18 protein-coding genes are annotated in these 20,612 nt (G+C 43.3%); 7 read left to right on the top strand and 11 right to left on the bottom strand.

Annotation, left to right across the window (positions count from 1 at the left end; all coding sequences use genetic code 11):
- Positions 1-106: 106 nt before the first annotated feature.
- Positions 107-955 (top strand): Cof-type HAD-IIB family hydrolase, encoded by an 849-nt coding sequence (locus CHH91_RS13305; protein ID WP_176465790.1) that lies wholly within the window; start codon positions 107-109, stop codon positions 953-955.
- A 10-nt stretch (positions 956-965) separates the two neighbouring features.
- Here CHH91_RS13305 and CHH91_RS13300 read toward each other — a convergent pair whose 3' ends face one another.
- The gene (locus CHH91_RS13300; RefSeq protein WP_176465789.1) at positions 966-1,967 is read right to left on the bottom strand and encodes an NAD(P)/FAD-dependent oxidoreductase; all 1,002 of its coding nucleotides are present in this window, start codon (positions 1,965-1,967) and stop codon (positions 966-968) included.
- Positions 1,968-2,094: 127 nt separating this feature from the next.
- On the opposite strand from CHH91_RS13300, the gene CHH91_RS13295 reads away from it, so the two are divergent.
- A complete protein-coding gene (locus CHH91_RS13295; RefSeq protein ID WP_095223945.1) occupies positions 2,095-4,155 on the top strand; it encodes a bifunctional diguanylate cyclase/phosphodiesterase in 2,061 nt (686 codons plus the stop codon).
- Positions 4,156-4,171: 16 nt separating this feature from the next.
- Here the strand turns inward: CHH91_RS13295 and CHH91_RS13290 are convergent, their stop codons facing one another.
- Positions 4,172-4,642 carry a nucleoside deaminase gene (locus CHH91_RS13290; RefSeq protein WP_095223944.1) on the bottom strand — a complete coding sequence of 157 codons (471 nt, stop codon included), beginning with the start codon at positions 4,640-4,642 and terminating at the stop codon, positions 4,172-4,174.
- A 179-nt stretch (positions 4,643-4,821) separates the two neighbouring features.
- Between CHH91_RS13290 and CHH91_RS13285 the strand changes: the two genes are divergently transcribed.
- Positions 4,822-5,154, top strand: a complete 333-nt coding sequence (locus CHH91_RS13285) for a winged helix-turn-helix transcriptional regulator (protein WP_095223943.1) — start codon at positions 4,822-4,824, stop codon at positions 5,152-5,154.
- A gap of 151 nt (positions 5,155-5,305) precedes the next feature.
- Positions 5,306-5,608, top strand: a complete 303-nt coding sequence (locus CHH91_RS13280) for a hypothetical protein (protein WP_095223942.1) — start codon at positions 5,306-5,308, stop codon at positions 5,606-5,608.
- 219 nt (positions 5,609-5,827) lie between these two features.
- Here CHH91_RS13280 and CHH91_RS13275 read toward each other — a convergent pair whose 3' ends face one another.
- Entirely contained in the window at positions 5,828-7,189 is a 1,362-nt protein-coding gene (locus CHH91_RS13275) for an FAD-binding oxidoreductase (protein ID WP_095223941.1), read from the bottom strand.
- A gap of 349 nt (positions 7,190-7,538) precedes the next feature.
- Between CHH91_RS13275 and CHH91_RS13270 the strand changes: the two genes are divergently transcribed.
- Both CHH91_RS13270 and CHH91_RS13265 read left to right on the top strand, forming a co-directional pair.
- On the top strand, positions 7,539-9,230 hold the full coding sequence (locus tag CHH91_RS13270; protein ID WP_095223940.1) for an NAD-dependent malic enzyme: 1,692 nt from the start codon (positions 7,539-7,541) through the stop codon (positions 9,228-9,230).
- Positions 9,231-9,336: 106 nt separating this feature from the next.
- Positions 9,337-10,302: an AEC family transporter gene (locus CHH91_RS13265; protein WP_095223939.1), complete on the top strand. Its 966-nt coding sequence runs from the start codon at positions 9,337-9,339 to the stop codon at positions 10,300-10,302.
- Positions 10,303-10,343: 41 nt separating this feature from the next.
- Here CHH91_RS13265 and CHH91_RS20625 read toward each other — a convergent pair whose 3' ends face one another.
- The 6 genes from CHH91_RS20625 to CHH91_RS13240 all read right to left on the bottom strand — a co-directional run bounded on the left by CHH91_RS20625 (position 10,344) and on the right by CHH91_RS13240 (position 17,398).
- Positions 10,344-10,490, bottom strand: coding sequence for a hypothetical protein (locus CHH91_RS20625; protein ID WP_170937651.1), 147 nt, complete (start codon positions 10,488-10,490; stop codon positions 10,344-10,346).
- A 153-nt stretch (positions 10,491-10,643) separates the two neighbouring features.
- Complete coding sequence (locus CHH91_RS13260) at positions 10,644-11,243, bottom strand: nitroreductase family protein (protein ID WP_095223938.1); 600 nt, start codon at positions 11,241-11,243, stop codon at positions 10,644-10,646.
- Between the two features lie 163 nt (positions 11,244-11,406).
- The gene (locus CHH91_RS13255; RefSeq protein ID WP_095223937.1) at positions 11,407-12,969 is read right to left on the bottom strand and encodes an AbgT family transporter; all 1,563 of its coding nucleotides are present in this window, start codon (positions 12,967-12,969) and stop codon (positions 11,407-11,409) included.
- A 22-nt stretch (positions 12,970-12,991) separates the two neighbouring features.
- Positions 12,992-14,431, bottom strand: a complete 1,440-nt coding sequence (locus CHH91_RS13250) for a M20 family metallopeptidase (protein ID WP_095223936.1) — start codon at positions 14,429-14,431, stop codon at positions 12,992-12,994.
- 222 nt (positions 14,432-14,653) lie between these two features.
- Complete coding sequence (locus CHH91_RS13245; RefSeq protein ID WP_095223935.1) at positions 14,654-16,369, bottom strand: ABC transporter ATP-binding protein; 1,716 nt, start codon at positions 16,367-16,369, stop codon at positions 14,654-14,656.
- Between the two features lie 144 nt (positions 16,370-16,513).
- Positions 16,514-17,398: a Cof-type HAD-IIB family hydrolase gene (locus CHH91_RS13240; protein ID WP_095224078.1), complete on the bottom strand. Its 885-nt coding sequence runs from the start codon at positions 17,396-17,398 to the stop codon at positions 16,514-16,516.
- Positions 17,399-17,585: 187 nt separating this feature from the next.
- Here CHH91_RS13240 and CHH91_RS13235 point away from each other — a divergent pair, with 187 nt between their 5' ends.
- On the top strand, positions 17,586-18,932 hold the full coding sequence (locus tag CHH91_RS13235) for a sugar porter family MFS transporter (protein ID WP_095223934.1): 1,347 nt from the start codon (positions 17,586-17,588) through the stop codon (positions 18,930-18,932).
- A 29-nt stretch (positions 18,933-18,961) separates the two neighbouring features.
- Here CHH91_RS13235 and CHH91_RS13230 read toward each other — a convergent pair whose 3' ends face one another.
- Positions 18,962-19,666 carry an ABC transporter permease gene (locus CHH91_RS13230; RefSeq protein WP_095223933.1) on the bottom strand — a complete coding sequence of 235 codons (705 nt, stop codon included), beginning with the start codon at positions 19,664-19,666 and terminating at the stop codon, positions 18,962-18,964.
- Entirely contained in the window at positions 19,663-20,508 is an 846-nt protein-coding gene (locus tag CHH91_RS13225) for an ABC transporter ATP-binding protein (RefSeq protein WP_095223932.1), read from the bottom strand. The genes CHH91_RS13230 and CHH91_RS13225 overlap by 4 nt, the downstream gene beginning before the upstream one ends.
- Between the last annotated feature and the right edge of the window lie 104 nt (positions 20,509-20,612).

Below are 20,612 nucleotides of genomic sequence, written 5' to 3'. Positions count from 1 at the left end.
TGAGCGGCTTGACTCCTTATTATACTTTACTACCCTTATTTCGTCAGTTTACATCCTATTTAAAAGAGGGAATATGTGTAAAAAAGAAGTAAAGGAGCTGAATCAAATGCCCAAATTAGTAGCAATAGACCTAGATGGAACATTCCTTAATCAAAATTACACTGTATCCTCTCTGCAAGCAGACGCTGTAAAAAAAGCGCAGCAAAAAGGGGCTGAAATTGTTATAGCAACAGGAAGAGCTGATTTTGATGTTCGGCGCCTCTTCCAAAGTGAACAGCTTTCTACCTGGGTCATCGGAGCAAACGGAGCTTCCACCTGTGATCCAGAAGGATATCTTATAGTTTCCTTACCCATGGAAACAATTTACGCAAAAGAAATAATCGCTTGGCTTAATGAAGAAAACTATTATTATGAAATCGTCACTAATAATGACATATTCATCACGAAAAAAGCAAAACAGCTGCTACAGGATGAAATGGATATCGTCTGGAACGTGGACAGAAATGAGATGGAGAGAGCTTGCGAGCGTCAGCTTGGACAGGCGAATCTGCAGGAGATAGATGACTATATCGATGTCTTCCAAGCGGAAAAAGAAATTTATAAGATAACGATTGTCAGCTTTGATGAAGAAAGACGACGCGTCGCGGCCGATACATTAAGCAAGAAAGGGCTGAATCTATTTTCTTCAGCCGATTTTAATATAGAAATTGTTGATGGGAAAGCATCAAAAGGAAACGCCCTAAAAAAACTTGCAAAGAAACTGGACGTGAAGCAAGAAGATATCATTGCAATCGGTGACAGCATGAATGATTTGCCGATGCTGGAAGTGGCTGGAACGAAGGTAGCGATGGGCAATGCAACGGATGAAGTGAAGCAGCATTGTGATTATACAACCGAAACGAATGAGAAAGATGGCGTTGCCCATATTCTCGAACGTGAAATACTACAAAAATAGAGGCTTGATATCAGCCTCTATTTTTTTGGTATTCAATTGTACTGTATACTTGCGCACTCGCTGAAGGGTCCAAATACAACTTTGCACTATTGACCGCTGTGATTGCCTCTGCGAATCCAGTCGCAATCAGCATATTCTTATTGCTATATTGTACAGTATCTCCCGCTGCATAGATGCCCGGTACATTGGTTGCCATCTTATGGTCCACGATGACCTTGTTCTTATCCGTATCGATTCCCCAGTTGGCAAATGGAGTTTGGGTAAGGTTGACATTTTCATAATACAACAGCGCATCTGTTTCATACATCATCTGCAGACCATCCTGTTCCACCAATAATGTATGCAATCCTTGGCTGTTTCCTAATAGCTTGGTCACTTTATGATTGTATTTTACGCGTATCGATGTCTTCTCAAGCGCTTCAATCACTTGCGGTGGCGTATATAAGAAATAATCACGCTGATTTAGCAATGTCACTTCCTTAGCGGTTTTCTCAAGCGACATCGCCCAATCGATTCCCGTCCGATTCATTGCATAGACTGTGACACGCTTATCACGGAATTTTTCAGCTGACTTAAGATAATAATGCAGATTTTTATCCTCATAAAGAGGCGCTTCCTCAAGCAGCAGCGGTTTCATCTGGTAGGTTCCCATTCCGCAAGTGAGGATGATCGTACGAGCCATATACAGCTTACTGGCGGTTGTTTCAACTTCGAATATCCCATTTTCTTGTTTTCTAATCTGCTCGACAAACTCTCCTGTTATGATTTCCGGTTCTGCCTTCCTGCTTTGATCAAGCAGTCTGGCAACCATTTCTTCCCCAGTAGCAACAGGATAAGCACCTACATCATAAATGTGCTTTTCCGGATAGAACTGCGCTACTTTCCCGCCGAAATCTGAAGTGGCTTCAATCAATAAAGTCGTCATCTTCCGCAGCTTTGTATAAAAGGAAGTATATAATCCGGTCGTTCCGCCTCCTACGATGATCACATCGTAGATAAAATCATTCCGCACTGTCATATCCTCCCTGTTGGCTAAGAATAATTCACTATAATTTAATGAATATTTGTTTGCTTTTCCGTCCCTCGAGTATACAATATCCCTAAGACTATTTGACCACATAACAACTCGGAGGTTTTACATGCAGGAAGTCACTGGTACATATAACGTCACCTTTGTTGTCGTGTCTATATTCATTGCAATTCTTTCATCTTATATCGCCCTGGATATGTGTTCCAGGATAAACCGCACGACAGGCTGGCGTAAATTCTTTTGGTTCATCTCCAGTTCACTTCTGATGGCTCTCGGCATCTGGTCGATGCACTTCATATCCATGCTGGCGTATAAACTGCCCGTGGAGGTCACCTACGATCCTGGCATTGTCATCTTGTCCATGATTTTCTCTTTTGCTGGTACCTCTATCGCTTTTTATCTTTCTTCTATAAAAATGACTGCATTCCGCCTCTTTGCAGGAAGCATCTCTATGGGAGCAGCAATTGTAAGCATGCATTACATAGGCATGATGGCCATGCGCCTAGACGGTATGATGCACCACGGAGGAGCCTATTACTATTTATCAATCATCATTGCTATTATAGCATCTTGTGTCTCACTGCTCTTGTTCCATTACTTCCAAAACAAAACCGGTCAAACACAGCATTTGTTTAAGTTATCCAGCGCAATTACGATGGGCGTTGCCATTTGCGGCATGCACTATACGGCAATGAAATCGGCTGTCGTCCATGTGAACAGCAGTTCCATTCTGCCGGAACCTGTGTTTACGCCGAATAACATCAATCTCGCTATTAGCGTGATGCTTGTGATCCTGCTGATACAGGTGTTGGCTTTTGTCTCTACTTCGACGGATCAGAAGCTGGCCGAACAAGCAGACCGATTGCAATATATCGCAAATCATGATGAATTGACGAATTTACCGAATCGCCGTTACTTTGAACAGCAACTGCTTGGCTATTTAGAAGAGCGTAAAAATGGCCAAGCAGCTCTGTTCTTCATGGATTTGGATCGTTTTAAAGCAGTCAATGATACGCTCGGACATAAATTCGGTGACAAGCTGCTGCAGCTTGTCACCTTGCGCCTTTCACGGATGCTTCCAGAACGGAGCATGCTTGCTCGACTAGGCGGAGATGAATTCACCTTGCTTTATCCAGCTGCTGAAAAGGAAGATGCGACACAGCTGGCACAAGCTATCATACAATGCGTAAAAGAGCCATTTTTCATTGAGGGGCGAAAAGTGAGTGTCAGCACAAGTATCGGAATCGCTTTGATTCCTGATAATGGGACAACGAGTAAGGAAGTAATGCGTTTTGCTGATATCGCCATGTATTTAGCAAAAGAAAGCGGCCGGTCGAATTATAAGTTCTTTGCCAATGACAGCCTGCATGACTCCCAACCATTGCTGCTGGAATCTGAATTATGCAGCGCCATCGCAAATGGAGAAATTCAGGTGTATTTCCAGCCTAAGATGGCAAGCGCCGGGGATCATGTCTATGGCGTCGAAGCTCTATGCCGCTGGATTCATCCCATCCATGGAATCATTCCGCCAGCTAAGTTCATCCCATTGGCAGAAAAGAATGGAGACATCATTCCGTTAGATATGAAGATGATTGAACTTGTCTTTGCCGAAATGAACAAAGAAGCGTTCCGGGATCTCCATGTTGCGGTTAACATCAGCACCCAGCAATTTTATAACAATCGCTTCTTAAGCTTCATTCGCAAACAGATGGAGATATATCCTGAAGTAGATGTAACGAAACTGGAAATCGAAATAACAGAGGAAACCGCAATCCAAGATGTAGAAGGGGCTGCACATACAATAATGGAGTTAAAGGGATTAGGAATTCGTATTGCGCTCGATGACTTCGGTAAAGGCTACAATAGTCTCAATTACTTAAAACAATTGCCTGTAGACACACTAAAAATCGATCGCGCCTTCATTGCGAATTTGCCCGAGGATTTCCAGGATCAAGCCATCGTCTCTTCCATTGTGACGTTAGCGAAAAAACTCCAGCTATCTATAGTAGCAGAAGGTGTGGAAAGCCAAGAACAGCTGACTTGGGTACAAAACTTACAGTGTGATTATGCACAAGGCTATATGTTCAGCAAACCGCTGCAAGTGTCCGAGCTCCTAACTTATCTTGATACTTTCAATGCCACACATAAAAAGAAGGCGACCCTCATATAAAGGAATCGCCTTCACTTTAATATTCCACCTTATCTTCCTTCTCTGTCCATGCTCTCATTGGATCTGCTGTCTCATCACCAAGGAGCTGTACTGTATGAATCTTTCGTTCCTCATAAGGTTTTTCTATCTCTTGATAAATGAAATCATCATCGAATCCAATTACAGCAGCATCCTTTTTCGTATAAGCGAAGTACAGTGCTTTCGGACGAGCCCAATAAATTGCTCCCAAGCACATCGGGCAAGGCTCACAGCTGGAATAAATGATACAATCCTCAAGCTCAAAATGACCCAATTTGCTCGTTGCGTTACGTATGGCCTGTATCTCTGCATGTGCCGTTGGGTCATGCAAGCTTGTCACTAAATTCGTTCCTTCACCGACAATCTCTCCATCTTTTACAATGACGGCACCGAATGGCCCGCCCTTGCCGCTGTTCACATTGGCAACCGCTAATTTGCACGCATAATCTATGTAATAATGATGATCCATCTTCTCTCCTCCTACATCATACTTTCCTTTCAATTATAGAATTTTTCTTAATTTTTAGCCAGAAAGTCAGTATAGAATCCTTTGCTTATAGGAACAATATACTTGTTACTTTTCGTAACCTCATATATAATGAAAAACAACAGTTGAAGTATACAGCGTTTATACAGAGGTGATGATAGATGAAATCCGAAGAATTATGTCCACGCTTTGAGTCAGGAATGGAGCTTTTAAGCAAACGTTGGACTGGTCTAATCATTTTCCGCCTCTTAGAAGGATCACAGCGATTCTCTGAATTGGAATCGTCCCTGCCAATCAGCGGGCGTTTGCTATCTGAACGTCTTAAAGAGCTGGAAGCAGCGGGCATTACAACAAGAACAGTATATCCGGACACACCCGTCCGTATTGAATATGAACTGACTGAAAAGGGTCATGCATTGCGCCCTGTGATTACTTCCATAAGAGAATGGGCGGAAAAATGGGTTACACCGGATGAACCAGCCCAAACAAAATAATAACCCTTCAAAAAACCTGCCCTTTTAATAGGACAGGTTTTTTTACTTGATTAAATTTCCGAATAGTAAGAATATTAATAAATAACCATTTACAATCCTGCAAAATGGGTATATAGTTAAGAAATCAAAACGGATAGGAGGTGGGGAGGAAATGCAACGTAAAGCTGCTCTTTTATTTATCGGACTCGTGCTGTCTATCATGCTGCAAGTAATGGTGCTGCATCCAATGTATCATTGGGAAGCAAATGATATTCAACCACAGCACGTCGTTATCCATAAGGCTGATTTGCCGGATGATGAAAAACACTGGTTCCCGATCACAACACAAACAGCAGTCCTGACTTTTCTGCCCGTGCTGCTTGTTGCAAGCATGATGCAGGCACGCATGATGCAGACGAAGCAGGCGGTCCGGCATTTCCTGCTGGCCGTCTTCTATCAATCGAGTTACCGCTGAATAGTCTTCCCTTTTGCTTGAAGGTTTCTTAGCATTCCAAAGGAGGGGACGAAAATGTTTGTGGCAAGAGCGATCATCGTCGTAGCATTTTCCATCAGTGCATTATCCATCTTTGCTTTTCAAGGCATTGAATTGGTGCACGCAATTACAGACCTATTCAGCAAAAAAGGATAAACAAAAAAGAGCGTATTCTTGAGGGGGAATACGCTCTTTTTCTATTTAATCAATAAGTTTGCCGGGATTCATGATTCCTCGCGGATCAATAGCCCGCTTGATTGTTCGCATCAATTCGTAAGCTGTACCGTGTTCTTTTGGCTGATAGCTCTTCTTCCCTACTCCTACACCATGCTCACCTGTACATGTGCCCTCATGGGCAAGCGCATAGTCAACTATTTCCCTATGGAGCTGTTTAGCTGCCGTTACTTCATTAGGATCCTCAAAATCCGCCATCGCGATGATATGGAAATTCCCGTCGCCTACGTGACCAACGATACCAGCCTCCAAGCCGCTGCCATCAACTGCTTGTCTTGCGTGCAGGATTGCCTCCGCAAGCTCTGATATCGGCAGACATACATCTGTCACGAGCATCCGTTTTGTTGGTGCGGCTTGAATGTAGTAATAAGCAAGATTATGCCGCGCATCCCAAAGACGCTCCTGCGATGCCAAATCGGTTTCTGCTAGGAATTCCGCCACATGAAACGGCTCCAATAATTTCTCCATCCGTTTGATTTGATGCTGAAGATGCTCAACCTCACCATTCAACTCGAAAAAGATTGTCGGCTGTTCGATATAAGATGTATTAGCGAATCGATTGACATGCGCTACTGAGGCCGCATCAACAAACTCGATTCTAGCCAAGTCGAGTCCTGCTGTACGTAGTCTCACTACAGCTGCCACGGCCTCTTCAAAGTCATCGAACACAGCACGGGCTGCTACACTTGCTTCTGGAATTGGATACACACGGAGAGTGAGTTCTGTAATAATACCAAGCGTTCCTTCTGAGCCCGCAAATAACCCCGATAAATGCAGCCCGGAAGAGGACTTCACGGCTTTCGAACCAGTATGTATGATTTCCCCGCTCGGCAAAACAACCTCCATGTCCAAGATATTGTCCCGCATTGTGCCGTATTTGACGGTATAAGAACCACTTGCATTCGTGCCTGCCATACCTCCAAGTGTCGCCTCAGCACCAGGATCTACACTGAAGAATAATTTATGTTTCTTTAGTGCATCATTCAATTGAAACTGTGTCAGACCTGACCCGACAACGACAAAACCATCTTCCTCACTAATGGTTTTCAAGCCATTCATTAATCCAAGGTCGAGGGAGATGCCTCCTTCATAAGGAATCGCGTGCCCCTCTAAACTGGAACCTTTACCGAAAGGAGTAACAGGTATTCCATGTTCGTTGGCAAACGATAGAACTGCGCTGACTTCCTGTGCATTTTCGGGAAAGATGACCACATCTGGATCAGCCGCTGGGTGATAGGATGCATCATGGTTGTGCTGGCTGATGACTGCCGCCGCTGTTGATATCCTCCCGGGATGAATCATTTCACTCAATTCTTTCACAATGTCCATGCCTAAATCCCCCTTCTTTCTTATAAGAACAAGCTTAACATGAAGGGTTTGATTTAAAAAGCCGAACAGTCAGAATAATTAAATATAATAAAACAAACCATGGATTGTATATTTTTGTAATTAAAAAAAATAATAAAAAAGTAATGATCGAATTTATTTCACATCAGTAAAATACTTTGATACCGCGGTTTTTCAGATGGCTAATTAGTATGTGAAATATCACACAAACTCAGTAAATGCAATAGTTATTTTAAATACTTTGTTAAAATTGATTAACAATTGTTTAGTGATAGAATGGATTGTGGCAGTTACAAAAGGTAAGTAATCATTCGAAAAGGTGGAATCAGATATGAACACATATCGTAATAATGAAGATGGATCCATTTCCACTTCTCTAAGAGGTAAGAACTTAATTTCAAATCCTTTTCTAAATAAAGGTGTCGCTTTTACGAAAGAAGAACGAGCTGAGCTTGGTCTTGAAGGTGTTTTGCCAGCGACCGTTTTAACATTGGATGAGCAAGTAAAACGCGCTTACGAACAGTTCAATGCACAACCTAATAATTTGTTGAAAAACAACACATTGAACCAGCTTTACAACCGTAACGTTGTTCTTTACTATCGTCTGTTGACTGATCATCTAAGCGAAATGCTTCCTGTCGTTTATACTCCAACTGTAGGACAAGCTATCCAGGAATACAGCCATGAGTACCAACGCCCAGGCGGTGTTTATCTTGATATCAACAACCCGGACAGCATCGAGCAAGCATACGAAAATACATTGCTTAACACAGATGAAATCGATTTGATCGTAGTAACTGACTCTGAGAGCATTCTTGGAATTGGTGACTGGGGTGTTGGCGGTTTGAATATCGCTATCGGTAAACTTGCTGTTTACACAGCTGCTGCTGGTATCGACCCTAACCGTGTGCTTCCAGTTGTTATTGATGCGGGTACAGACAACGAAGCATTGCTTAACGATCCACTATACGTCGGTAACCGTCATAAACGTGTGCGTGGCGAGCAGTACGATCAGTTCATCGATGCATTCATCAGCAAAACAGTAGCGAAATTCCCTAACGTACTTCTTCACTGGGAAGACTTCGGTAACCGTAACGCTCGTAACATCATCGATAAATATGGCGATAAAATCCTTACTTTCAATGATGATATCCAAGGTACTGGTGCCATCACACTTGCAGCTGTTATGAGTGCTTCCAAAGTTACTGGTACACCAATCAGCGAACAGCGGGTAGTTGTATTCGGACCTGGTTCTGCTGGTATCGGTAACGCAGACCAAATCGCAGCGGCAATGGTACTTGACGGCGTTTCTAAAGAAGACGCAGTGAAAAACTTCTGGGCAATCGACCAACGCGGTCTTCTGACTGATGATATGGACGGCATTGCTGATTTCCAAAAACCTTACCTTCGTCCTGCTGACGAAGTGAAAGACTGGAATAAAGAAGATGGCATCATTGGTCTTGCTGAAGTAATCCGACAAGTGAAACCAACTATCTTGATTGGTACATCTGGCCAAGCTGGTGCATTCAGTGCTGAAATCATTAAAGAAATGGCGAAGCATGTAGAAAATCCAGTTATCATGCCAATGTCCAACCCAACACCACTTGCAGAAGCAATTCCAAAAGACTTGCTTGAGTGGACAGATGGTAAAGCATTGATTGCAACAGGCAGCCCATTCGACCCTGTTGAATACAAAGGAACTACTTACCATATCGGTCAAGCAAACAACGCATTTGCGTTCCCTGGCCTTGGACTTGGATCCATCGCTGTTAAAGCAAACTTGATCACAGATTCTATGTTTGCAGCTGCAGCTAATGCGATTGCAGACATGGTTAACAGCAACACACAAGGCGGCTCTTTGCTTCCAGCAATCGATGAGCTTCAACCAGTTTCAACCGCTGTTGCAGAAGCAGTTGCAAAAGCTGCTATCGAAGACGGCGTATCTGATGCAAAACCTGAAGAAATCAAAGACCTAATAGCTAAATCTGTTTGGAAACCAGAATACAAATCCATCAGAGGCTAAGCCTTTAAAGAATTTCTAATGGTGCAGGTGACTCCTTCCAAAAGGAGGCACCTGTATTAATTTTGACAACATGAGCAATATAACTACTGTAGGGAGTGGAAAGAACATGAGTTTTGGTGAAATTTTCATCATACTAATTCCGATTTTCTTTGTAATCCTGCTAGGATTCATTGCAGGAAATCGCGGTATCTTCAATAAAGAAACATCCAAAGGGATCAACACACTTGTAACAAAAATTGCCTTGCCGGCTCACTTATTCGTTGGGATCACAACAACTTCCCGCGATACTATTTTTGACAAAGCTTCATTCCTTGGCGCTTTACTGATTGGTGTTATTGGATTCTTCATCGTTGTATTGTTAATTACAAGATGGACTACTAAATATGATTTCGTACAGTCAACGATGTTCTCCTTGAACTCAACACAGCCGACATTCGCCTTCATGGGTATCCCAGTTATGGGTAGTATCTTCGGTGCTGATGTCGTTGCGATTCCTATCGCATTGATGGGTATCATCGTAAACGCTGTTTTGGATCCATTGGCAACTATCCTTGGTACAGTTGGAGAAAGAAACCGTAACACGGATTCAAATGAGAAACAAGAAAGCCTGTTGAAAGTAACTATCAAGTCTATCCTTCATGGTCTAAGCGAACCACTTGCTTGTGTACCGATTATAGGTCTAATCCTGGTACTTGTTTTCAACTTCCAGCTTCCTGAGCTTGGTGTGAATGCACTTGATCAAATCGGTGATGTAACATCCGGTGTTGCTCTATTCGCTGTCGGTGTTACAATCGGTATCAACAAAATCAAGCTAAGCTTGTCTGCGTTCTCCATCGCAATCCTGAAAGCTATCGTTCAGCCGCTTGCAATGGTCGGTATCGCTTACGCTTTAGGTGTAGCACATGATGACTTCGTTCAAGCTGTATTGCTTGTATCATTCCCGGGTTCTGCGGTTGCTTCCATGATCGCTATCCGATTCAAGAGCTTGGAATCAGAGGTTGCATCTGCATTTGTAATCAGTGCAATCCTGTCCATTGTCACCTTGCCATTCTTAATTACGGCATTGCTATAAACAGAAAAGGAGTATCCCATCAACAGGGATACTCCTTTTTTCTATTTAACAGCAGGAAGGTCATCTGATTTCGACAATTCATCACGCAAGTAATCCATGTATCGCTCCAAGGTAGTCAGAATCTCATCTCGTTCATCATCTGACAAGTCACCGGCATGCTGCAACTTTTTATATGGATATGCACTCACTTTACTTCCTTCCTTTCGCATTTATAGTAGTGGTAGCTATTATATACCCCGGCCTTCTGCAGAAGAAACATATGTAATATAATTGTAACAGAATTTTCAAATAATTATATCTAAAAAAAGTGCTATTGTCCATATGCGACAATAGCACTTTTTTTATTTAATGACTTTAACGCGCTCTTCCAAAGGTTGGAATTCTTTATCGCCAGCTGGCGCTGTCGGTTTACCAAAAGGCATCTGACCGCGAAGCTTCCAGTTGGATGGGATATCCCATTCTTTTTGGATAGCCTCGTCCACTAATGGGTTATAGTGCTGCAGGCTCGCACCAAGACCTTCCATCTCCAATGCAGTCCAGACCACAAGCTGGTGCATACCAGAAGTCTGCTCAGACCAGATTGGGAAGTTTTCTGCATAAAGCGCGAATTGCTCTTGAAGACCTTTGACAACTGTTTCATCTTCAAAGAATAGAACCGTACCATATCCATTACGGAAAGATGCAATTTTTTCTTCCGTCGGCGCAAAGTTATCAGCAGGCACTACTGCACGAAGCTGCTCTTCTGTAAGATCCCAGAAACGATCATGCTTGTCTCCAAGAAGCACAATTACACGTGTGCTTTGAGAGTTGAAAGCAGATGGTGTGTATTTAACTGCAAACTCCACAATTTCCTGAATACGTTCATCAGAAACAGGAGATTCCTTTGCTAGTCCATAAATAGATCTTCTGTTTTCTAAAGCTTTGAAAAAATCTTGAGTCATTATATATCCCTCCAAAAATTGTAGTACCGTTTGATAGCATACCCGACTAAGCAACCATTTATTAGTTACTTATAATTATCGAGTTACTTTCAGTAATTAATGTATCTTATTCCAAAGAAAACGTCAATAAAAAAGGGCGCCACATAAGCGCGCGCCCAATTTCTTATAAGCGAATATCGACACCCGGACCAACCTGCAGACCAAGCAAACTCCAAACAACGAACATAATGATCCAAGCAATTAATATGATGACTGCAAATGGCAGCATGAGTGACATCAGCGTTCCTAGACCTGCCCGTTTATCGTACCGCTTCATGAACCCAAGCAGCATAACAACGTAAGGACTCATCGGTGATAGAATATTGAAGGCAGAATCCCCAATACGGAAGGCCACCTGCGTATAAGCTGGATCATATCCCAATTGGTAGAACATCGGTAGGAATACCGGTGCAAGCAGTGCCCAAAGCGCGGAACCACTTGTGATGAACAGATTGACGATCGCACTGATTAATGTGAAGCCGACCATCGCTCCAACACCTGTTACATTCATATTTTCCAGTGCGATACTACCATTTACCGCAATGATGGTACTAATATTTGTCCATTCAAAGTAAGCAATGAATTGCGCAGCTGCAAATACCAGGACAATAAATCCTGACATCTCTTTCATTGCAATTCCCATTTTCTCTGGAATATCGGATATTTTCTTCAATGTCCCTGCAGTAAACCCATAAACTACAGCCAAGATAATGAAAAGGACTAAAATCAGCGGAACGATATTACTTAAAAATGGCGATGGGATGATTGTTCCCTCTTCCCCTCGCAGAATGCCATTAGAAGGGACGATAAGCAGCGAAATTAGGATGATATAAACTCCAGCAACAATCAATGCATTCCGAATGCCGCGTTTCTGCTCCGGACGAAGTTTTTCAATCTGCTCGTTCAAGATGCCTTTATCTGCAAAAGAAGGATCATATTCACCCAAACGAGGTTCAATCAATTTCTTGGAAACAAATGATACGACAAAGACGAGCATTATAGTAGAGGCAGCCATGAAGTACCAGTTATCCAACGGCGAAACTGCACGCGCATCAGGATACTGCCCTTGAATAACTTCAGTCGATATACCGGATAGCAAGACATCCGTACCTGCAATCAAGAAGTTCGCCGTAAATCCTGCGGATACAGCAACAAATGATGTCAGGAGCCCTGCAATCGGATGCTTTCCGATAGAATAATAAATCATGGCAGCAAGCGGCGGTATAATTACCATTGCAGCATCCGATGCAATATTCCCCAAAACACCAGTGAAAATGATCATATACGTAACAAGACTTTTCGGGATGTTCATTACCATACCGCGCATGACTACTTCAAAGAATCCTACATGCTGCGCGAGCCCGATACCGAACATCATGACCAGTACAAGACCAAGCGGAGCAAATCCCGTGAAGTTTTCCAGCATAGAGGATAAAGCGAAAATCAATCCTTCTTCCGATATCATGTTGTTTACTTCCACAACCTCATTTTCCGGTGTGGTGACGGATACGCCAAGCATACTCATAATCCATGAAACAATAGCAATAAAGATAGCTAAGTAAATAAAAAGCATAAATGGATCAGGCAGCTTATTACCAGCCCGTTCTATTGCTGAAAGAAACCTTAGAACTTTCCCCTCTTCTTTTCCGGGCTTTTGCGAACCGCCATTCTGTGTTTGTTTTTCCATCTCTTTACCCCCAATCTGTTAGTTAAGCTAAAATGGTTGGCTTGACACCATCCGGGATAGGACTCGTATATCCATTTGGACCTATACGCTTTTGCAGTTCAAGCTTCGCAGCTTCCAGCTTTTCCGGCTTATCGAATAGAGACAGCGCAGTAGCTGCCATTACTTCACTCGCATAGAGCATTCCTTTTTGTGCTAAAGGTGTTTTACCCTGCGATACTACTTGCCACGTATGCAATGGAGTACCAATGGCAAAGCAAGCTGCATGGAATTGGATAGTAGGTGTGATTCTGCTTACATCCCCTACGTCAGTAGAGCCGTATTGGAAATTGTCTGCATCATGGTACGGAATTGGTGTTGTAAGAATAGGTGATGTCTCCATTTCCTCTTCCCACAATGCTGCATCCTTTCCGATTAGCTGGAGAATTGATTTTTTATCAGAAGAAATATCCTCTTTACTTAAGGTCTTTTGAATACCTCTTGCAAAATCGAGTTCTTCTGCTGAATACTCAGGCACTTGGACACGCTCCACCTGCTCCTGCATAACTTGCTCGAGGATTGTGTTGCGGATGAAACCAGAACAAGCCTTATCAAACGTTATCTCCAACTCTGTTTCTGTCATCAGAGCTGCCCCTTTGGCAATCTTCACTACACGCTGGTAGATACTTTCTACTTGCTCTGTTTCCGGAGCCCTGACCAAATAAAGAACTTCCGCTTCCGGCTGGACGACGTTTGGAGAAACGCCCCCAGCATTCGTAATCGCATAATGCAAACGCGCATCCTGTATAACGTGCTCCCGCAGGAAGTTGGTACCGATATTCATCAGCTCGACCGCATCCAGCGCACTGCGCCCTAAATGCGGTCCGCCTGCTGCGTGTGCACTTTTACCTTTGAACTTGAAATATACTTGATAGTTGGCCAGCGTCTCAGCTCTTTGCACCCCGCTGTGCGTAAATGGATGCCATGTAATAGCTGCATCTGCATCATCAAAAACGCCTTCTTTAACCATGAAGGTTTTGCCTGATCCACCCTCTTCTCCTGGGCAGCCGTAGTAACGAACGGTACCGCTCAATCCGTTCTCCTGTAAATACTCCTTTACTGCCAATGCTGCACCAAGTGCACTTGTACCAAGCAAATTATGCCCGCAGCCATGTCCTGAACCTCCAGGCACAATCGCCTTCTGTTCAATCACACCAGCTTCCTGACTCAAGTCGGATAGTGCATCAAATTCACCCAAAAAGGAAATCACTGGTTTGCCTGCACCAAAGTTTGCTACGAATGCGGTTTCGATACCTGCAATACCGCGCTGGACGTCAAACCCTTCCTCTTCCAGCACATCCGCAAGAAGCGCTGCTGATCGTTTCTCTTGAAAACGCAGTTCCGCGAACTCCCAAATACGTTCACTTACCGCGCATAGTTTTTCCGCTTTATCTCTTATAAGACTATCAATCGAAATAGTGCTCATTAGCTCTTCCTCCTATGTATGCAAAATTCATGTGAGCTTTCCTTCCCTGTGATGTTACCTAAATACAAGCAAATCCGCAATAGTATATCGTCGAAAAAATCTAATAATTCTAATTTCATTGTAAAATATTCTAACACACACTTTGAGAAAACGCTTTCATTTATTACAAAAAAACAGGAAGTTACTTCTCCCTTATGGAAGAAAACTTCCTGTTTCGATGAATCAATGAGCGAACTGTGCATCATAAAGGCGGCGATAAGCACCCTCTTTTTCCAAAAGTTCTTTATGCTTTCCTTCTTCCGTTATACCTTGTTTGGTTACCATGATGATTTTATCAGCATGCTTGATTGTTGCCAAACGGTGGGCAATTACTAAAGTGGTACGCCCCGCTGACAGCTCATCCAGAGCTTCCTGTATCTTGACTTCCGTTTCAGTATCCAATGCGGATGTTGCTTCATCCAGTATAAGAATTGGCGGATTCTTCAAGAATACACGGGCTATTGAAATACGTTGCTTCTGACCGCCGGAAATCATGACTCCACGCTCCCCGATGACGGTATCCAAGCCTTTCGGCAATTCAGCAAGAAAATCAGTCAGTTGGGCTCTTCTAGCCGCTTCCTCAATTTCAGCATCAGTAGCATCCAGCTTGCCGTATGCGATATTTTCCCTGATGGTGCCGCCGAACAAGTATACATCCTGCTGCACGATGCCGATTTGACTGCGCAAGGATGCCAATGTCATTTCATCAGTCGGAATGCCATCAATAGTGATTTCCCCTGCATTCCGCTCATAAAAGCGCGGCAGCAGACTGCATATCGTAGATTTGCCAGCTCCAGAAGGTCCGACAAAAGCAACCGTCTCCCCTGCCTTAATCGAGAAACTAATATCTTTGAGAATCGAGCTGCCCTCTTTGTACCCAAAAGAGACGTTATCATACCGGATATTCCCTGTAAGACCATCAACGCGCTTGGCATTTGGTGCATCCTTGATATCAGGATCCAGCCGCATGATGTCCATATAGCGCTGGAATCCTGCGATTCCTTTTGGATAAAGCTCGATGATCGCGCCGATTTTCTGAATTGGCTGGAAGAATACGTTTGTCAGTAGAATGAAGGCTACAAGATCTCCGTAAGACATCCTTCCCTGAATAATGAACCACGCTCCGGCAACTAACTGAAACACAGCTATGAATCGCATCAGCATATACGTGACAGATAGATTCAATGCCATGATTTTATAGGAGAGCAGTTTCGTCAGACGGTAACGTTCATTGTTAACCTTAAATCGTGCTTCTTCATGCGCTTCATTTGTAAAAGCCTGAACAACGCGGATACCCCCGACTGTATTCTCGATACGGGAACTGAAATCAGCCGTATCTTCGTTCATCCTTCTAGAGGCTTCTGTCATTTTCTTGTTGCAATATAGAACGATCCAGAACAATACCGGAACAACGAGCATCGTCATAAGCGCAAGCGGCCAGTTGATGAAGAACATGATTGTCAGTGCACCAACAATGGTCATTAACGCGATGAAAAGATCCTCCGGGCCATGGTGAGCCATCTCGCCGATCATAAACAAATCGTTCGTCAAACGGGAAATCAGATTCCCTACCTTTGTATTATCAAAGAAACGAAAACTCAGTTTTTGTATATGCTCGAATAGCCGTTTGCGCATATCCCGTTCGATATTGATCCCGAGCTTATGTCCCCAATAGGTAACGATGTATTGCGTGACTGTACTCAAGCCATAAACGATGAACAGCAAAATACACGCTGTCACAATCCAGCTCCAGTTTTCCGTTGGAAGCAGTCGGTCTACCATCATATTTACTCCGATTGGAAAGGCAAGCTCCAATATTGCTACGAACACAGCACTGCCGAAGTCCAGCATGAAAAGCCGTTTATACGGTTTATAAAAAGCGAAAAACTCCTTTAACAAGAACCAACACTTCTTTCTGAGAATGATTATCACTCTATTTTACATGGAACTCGCAGCTTACGCATCCCTTTATTGGAAAATTCCTAACAAATCAGCATGAACAGGAAAAAAATAAACCCGGCACATTCCTGTGCCAGGTTTATCTTATACGCCTTCTTCGACTCTGCGCAGCTCTTCCTGCTCTCCAGCAATCAGCTTATCAATAAAGTACGCTACACCCAGTTCATCATTCGTTTTTGTAACATGCGTAGCAATTTCCATGAGCTCCGTCATCGCATTCTTCATCGCAACACCGTTGCCAGCAACCTCAAACATGCTGATATCATTCGGGCTGTCTCCAACTGCATAGATATCTTCCTTGTGAATTCCATACTTTTCTGCAAGCATCGTTACTGCATAACCTTTACCAGATTTCTCAGGCAATATTTCAAGAATATGCTCTCCAGAAGATGTAACCGTGATTTTCGCATTCTGCCTGATAGCTTTATACACTTTCGCCAGATTCTGAAGATCAAAACTGAAGACAAGGATCTTGAATATCGTATTTTCATCGGTGAAAATGTGATCGATATCCGGTACAAAGCGGATACCGGATTGCTTGAACTGGGACATAGCACCAATCCAAAGCTTCTCCAAGCTTTCATCAGGGTTGGCAGAGATTACTTTATCCAACTCTGCCTGGAGTTTTTCTTGTCCATTATAAGGAGAGAGCAGCTCTGTTTCTGTATACACTTCAAAGTAGATATCCTGTTCAATGAGGTACGTCGCTATTTCCCTTGCCAGTTCTTTTTCAAAGGTGATTGTATTAAGTAATTTATATCCAACATCATGGATCGTCCCCCCATTGGAAGCGATGATCGGTATATCCAAGTCATCTCCAACAAGAGACTTTACATCGAATGTTGCACGTCCAGTACTGATAGAAACGAGCATATCAGCATCAATAGCACGCTTGATTGCCGCTTTATTTTCTTCGGGGATTTGACTCTCGGTATTCAATAACGTTCCATCCAGGTCGATTGCTATCATTTTTTTAGCCAAGTAAAATCCTCCTAATAATATTTTTAGGTAGTCAATTCTGATACTAGTAAATTATAATGGTTTATTGTGGGACTTTTCAATCGAGAGCAGATGCAAAGGTTTCATTTTATACGGAAAGAGGAAAAGGCTTACATATTATAACATAGTTTTCGCACAACTTAGGAGGTAGCAATATATGCAGAAAAAGCAATCCAATGGCTTATTGTATTTTTTTGGTGCACTTGGCGGTCTGCTCTATGGTTATGATACTGGAGTCATCTCCGGTGCACTGCTGTACATAGACGAAGATCTCGGACTGAACTCCTTCACGGAGGGGCTCGTTGTCAGCTCACTATTGGTAGGAGCTATCATCAGTGCTGCCATTACTGGCCGCGTAACAGATAAAATTGGACGTAAAAAGACGATAATAGCAGCCGGTATCTTATTCCTGATTGGCGCATTGTCAGCTGGACTTGCAGTCAATGTAACTACAATGGTTATCGCCCGAGTTATTCTCGGCTTGGCAGTTGGTTGTTCCACTACAATTGTTCCACTATACTTATCAGAACTTGCACCAAAAGAAAAAAGAGGTTCTCTCGCTTCATTAAACCAGCTTTTGATAACGATAGGTATTTTATCATCCTATCTCGTAAACTACGCGCTGTCAGATGCAGGCGCATGGCGCTGGATGCTTGGACTGGCTGTCATACCAGCAGCGATCTTAATCATCGGTATGCTCTTCATGCCCGAAAGCCCACGCTGGCTACTGACGGCAGGAAAAGAGGAACAAGCACGCGCTATCCTAAAACGTGTCCGGGGTGAAAATGCCTCAATAGACGAAGAAGTTTCCGAAGTGAAGAAAGCAGAAAAAGAGGATGAAGGCGGCATAAAAGAACTGTTTTCCAGCTGGGTGCGGCCCGCATTGATTGCTGGAATGGGTATTGCTTTCTTACAGCAGTTCATCGGTATCAACACCATCATCTATTACACGCCAATAACACTTGAGAATGCTGGATTCGCAGATTCCGCTGCCATTCTCGGTACAGTCGGCATCGGTGCAGTCAATGTGTTGATGACGATCATCGCCATCCGTTTCGTGGACAAGATCAACCGTAAGACCTTGCTTATGGCAGGTAATATCGGGATGGTAGTCAGTTTGGTCGTTCTATCCACAGTTAACTTACTGGCACCTGATTCCACAGCCGCAACATGGGCTATTATCATTTGTCTTGGAACCTTTATTGTCTCTTTCTCGACGACTTGGGGACCAGTTGTCTGGATCATGCTTCCAGAACTATTTCCGACAAAGGTACGCGGGATCGGAACAGGTGTAGCCACTTTCGCACTGCATGGCGCTAACTTGATTGTGTCATTACTATTTCCGATTTTGCTCAATGCGATCGGTATCAGCTACCTTTTCTATATTTTCGCTGTCATCGGTATCCTTGCCTTTCTATTCGTCAAATTCTTCACGACAGAGACACGCGGAAAGAGCCTGGAACAAATCGAACAGGATCTGCGCAAACGCAGTAGTGTAGGATAATGAAAAGCCGCCCGTTATGGGCGGCTTTTTTAATTGGATAGACTTTTCTTTTTGAAGGTAATGAAGGTTATTACTAAAGCAGCAGCCGTCCATCCAACAAGCCAGATAACGTCTTCTCGATAAGCCGAAAACGCCTCCCCGCTAATCGCTGCCAAACACGCTTCCATCATGAAACTTCCTGGCGTATAGCCTAAAATATCTGCCACTATGCCCTCAGAGAAATACATCTGGATCATAGGACCAAACCCGAACACGAAGCTTAACGGTAAAAGATATACCGTAGTCTGAACTAGGTTTTCACTAAGCAAACCAACTAAGGTTCCCAATGCAACAAAGAGGATGACAGCGATTAGCAGAATGACGGAGAGCATGACCGGACTTTCTACACTTACGTTTATAATCAGCATGGATACCACGAACATAATAATCGTCAAGATAACAGAAATGATGCTTTTACCGACCATGATATCAGCAGAGCTAGCAGGTGAAAGCAACAAAACCTGCAGCGTATTTTTTTCTTTCTCTTCTGCCAGCAACAGAGCCTGGACATACATCGTGACAAACGTAACAGTAATAATAAAGACAAAGGAAGCTGCAAAGTCCTGTTCTCCATCCATCCTGCTATAAAGGATGGCCAAAAATATAGGAACAATCAGGATTGATAGTACTTGAACATTAGATTTCATATCATGGTATTCTTTCACAAGCATTGCGGATATTCGAGCAGCATTCATGCTAATTTCCTCCCTGTTACTTCAATAAATATATCTCCCAATGTCGGCTGATCGGAATGCACAGCAAGGACTTCCTCTGCTTGCATGTATCGATAAAGTTGTTCTGCTCCAGCCTTATCATTCTCGATAGTTTCGCTGCGACCATCTTTCAATTCCAGGTGAATTGTGTTTTTGGCATATTTACGCTGTAATTGGTTCGGTGCATCCATCTCCCGTATTCGTCCTTCATGAAGAAATGCAACCCGGTCGCACAGCTGTGCAGCTTCCTCCATATTGTGGGTGGTCAGGAAAATCGTCGTCCCTTCGCGGTTTAAATCCATTAAAAGTTCATGCATTTTTTGGACATTTCCAGGATCTAAAGCAGAAGTCGGTTCATCCAGGAATAGAACTTCCGGTTTATGCAGAACAGCACGAGCAAGAAGCACACGCTGCTTCATACCTTTTGACAGTTTTTTTACCGGCTTTTTCTTATCTTCTGCTAAGCCAACCAGCTGCAGAACCTCTTCTACTCTTCCAGCTGCAGCACTATAAAGCTTTGCATAGAAATCCAGATTCTGCTGCACTGTCATCCGCTCATACAGTCCGCTATTGTCAGTCAGGATACCTATTCTGCCTAAGTCAGCATCTTTCATTTTAGCAGCTGGTTTGCCAAGTATATAAACTTCCCCAGCTGTCTGCATAAGCTGACCAGTCAAAATTTTGACTGTCGTTGTCTTCCCAGATCCACTAGGCCCCAAAAAACCGAAGACCTCACCTTTTTTTACATTAAATGAAACTTGCTGCAATGCCCGCTGCTGACCGAATACCTTGGACAGCTCCTTCACTTGTAATGCGTAGTCCATATCGAAATGCCCCTTTCCGTTCATGACGGTTGATAATCAAAGCTTACTACCCTTTTTTGAAAAACGCAGTAAAATCAGGCTTAACAGAACCCAAAAACGCTGAG

This window comes from Virgibacillus sp. 7505 (assembly GCF_002272135.1).
Classification (GTDB): Bacteria; Bacillota; Bacilli; order Bacillales; family Amphibacillaceae; genus Terribacillus.
Note: the sequence above shows the minus strand (reverse complement) of the source record. Positions and strands in the feature narration are given on the sequence as shown.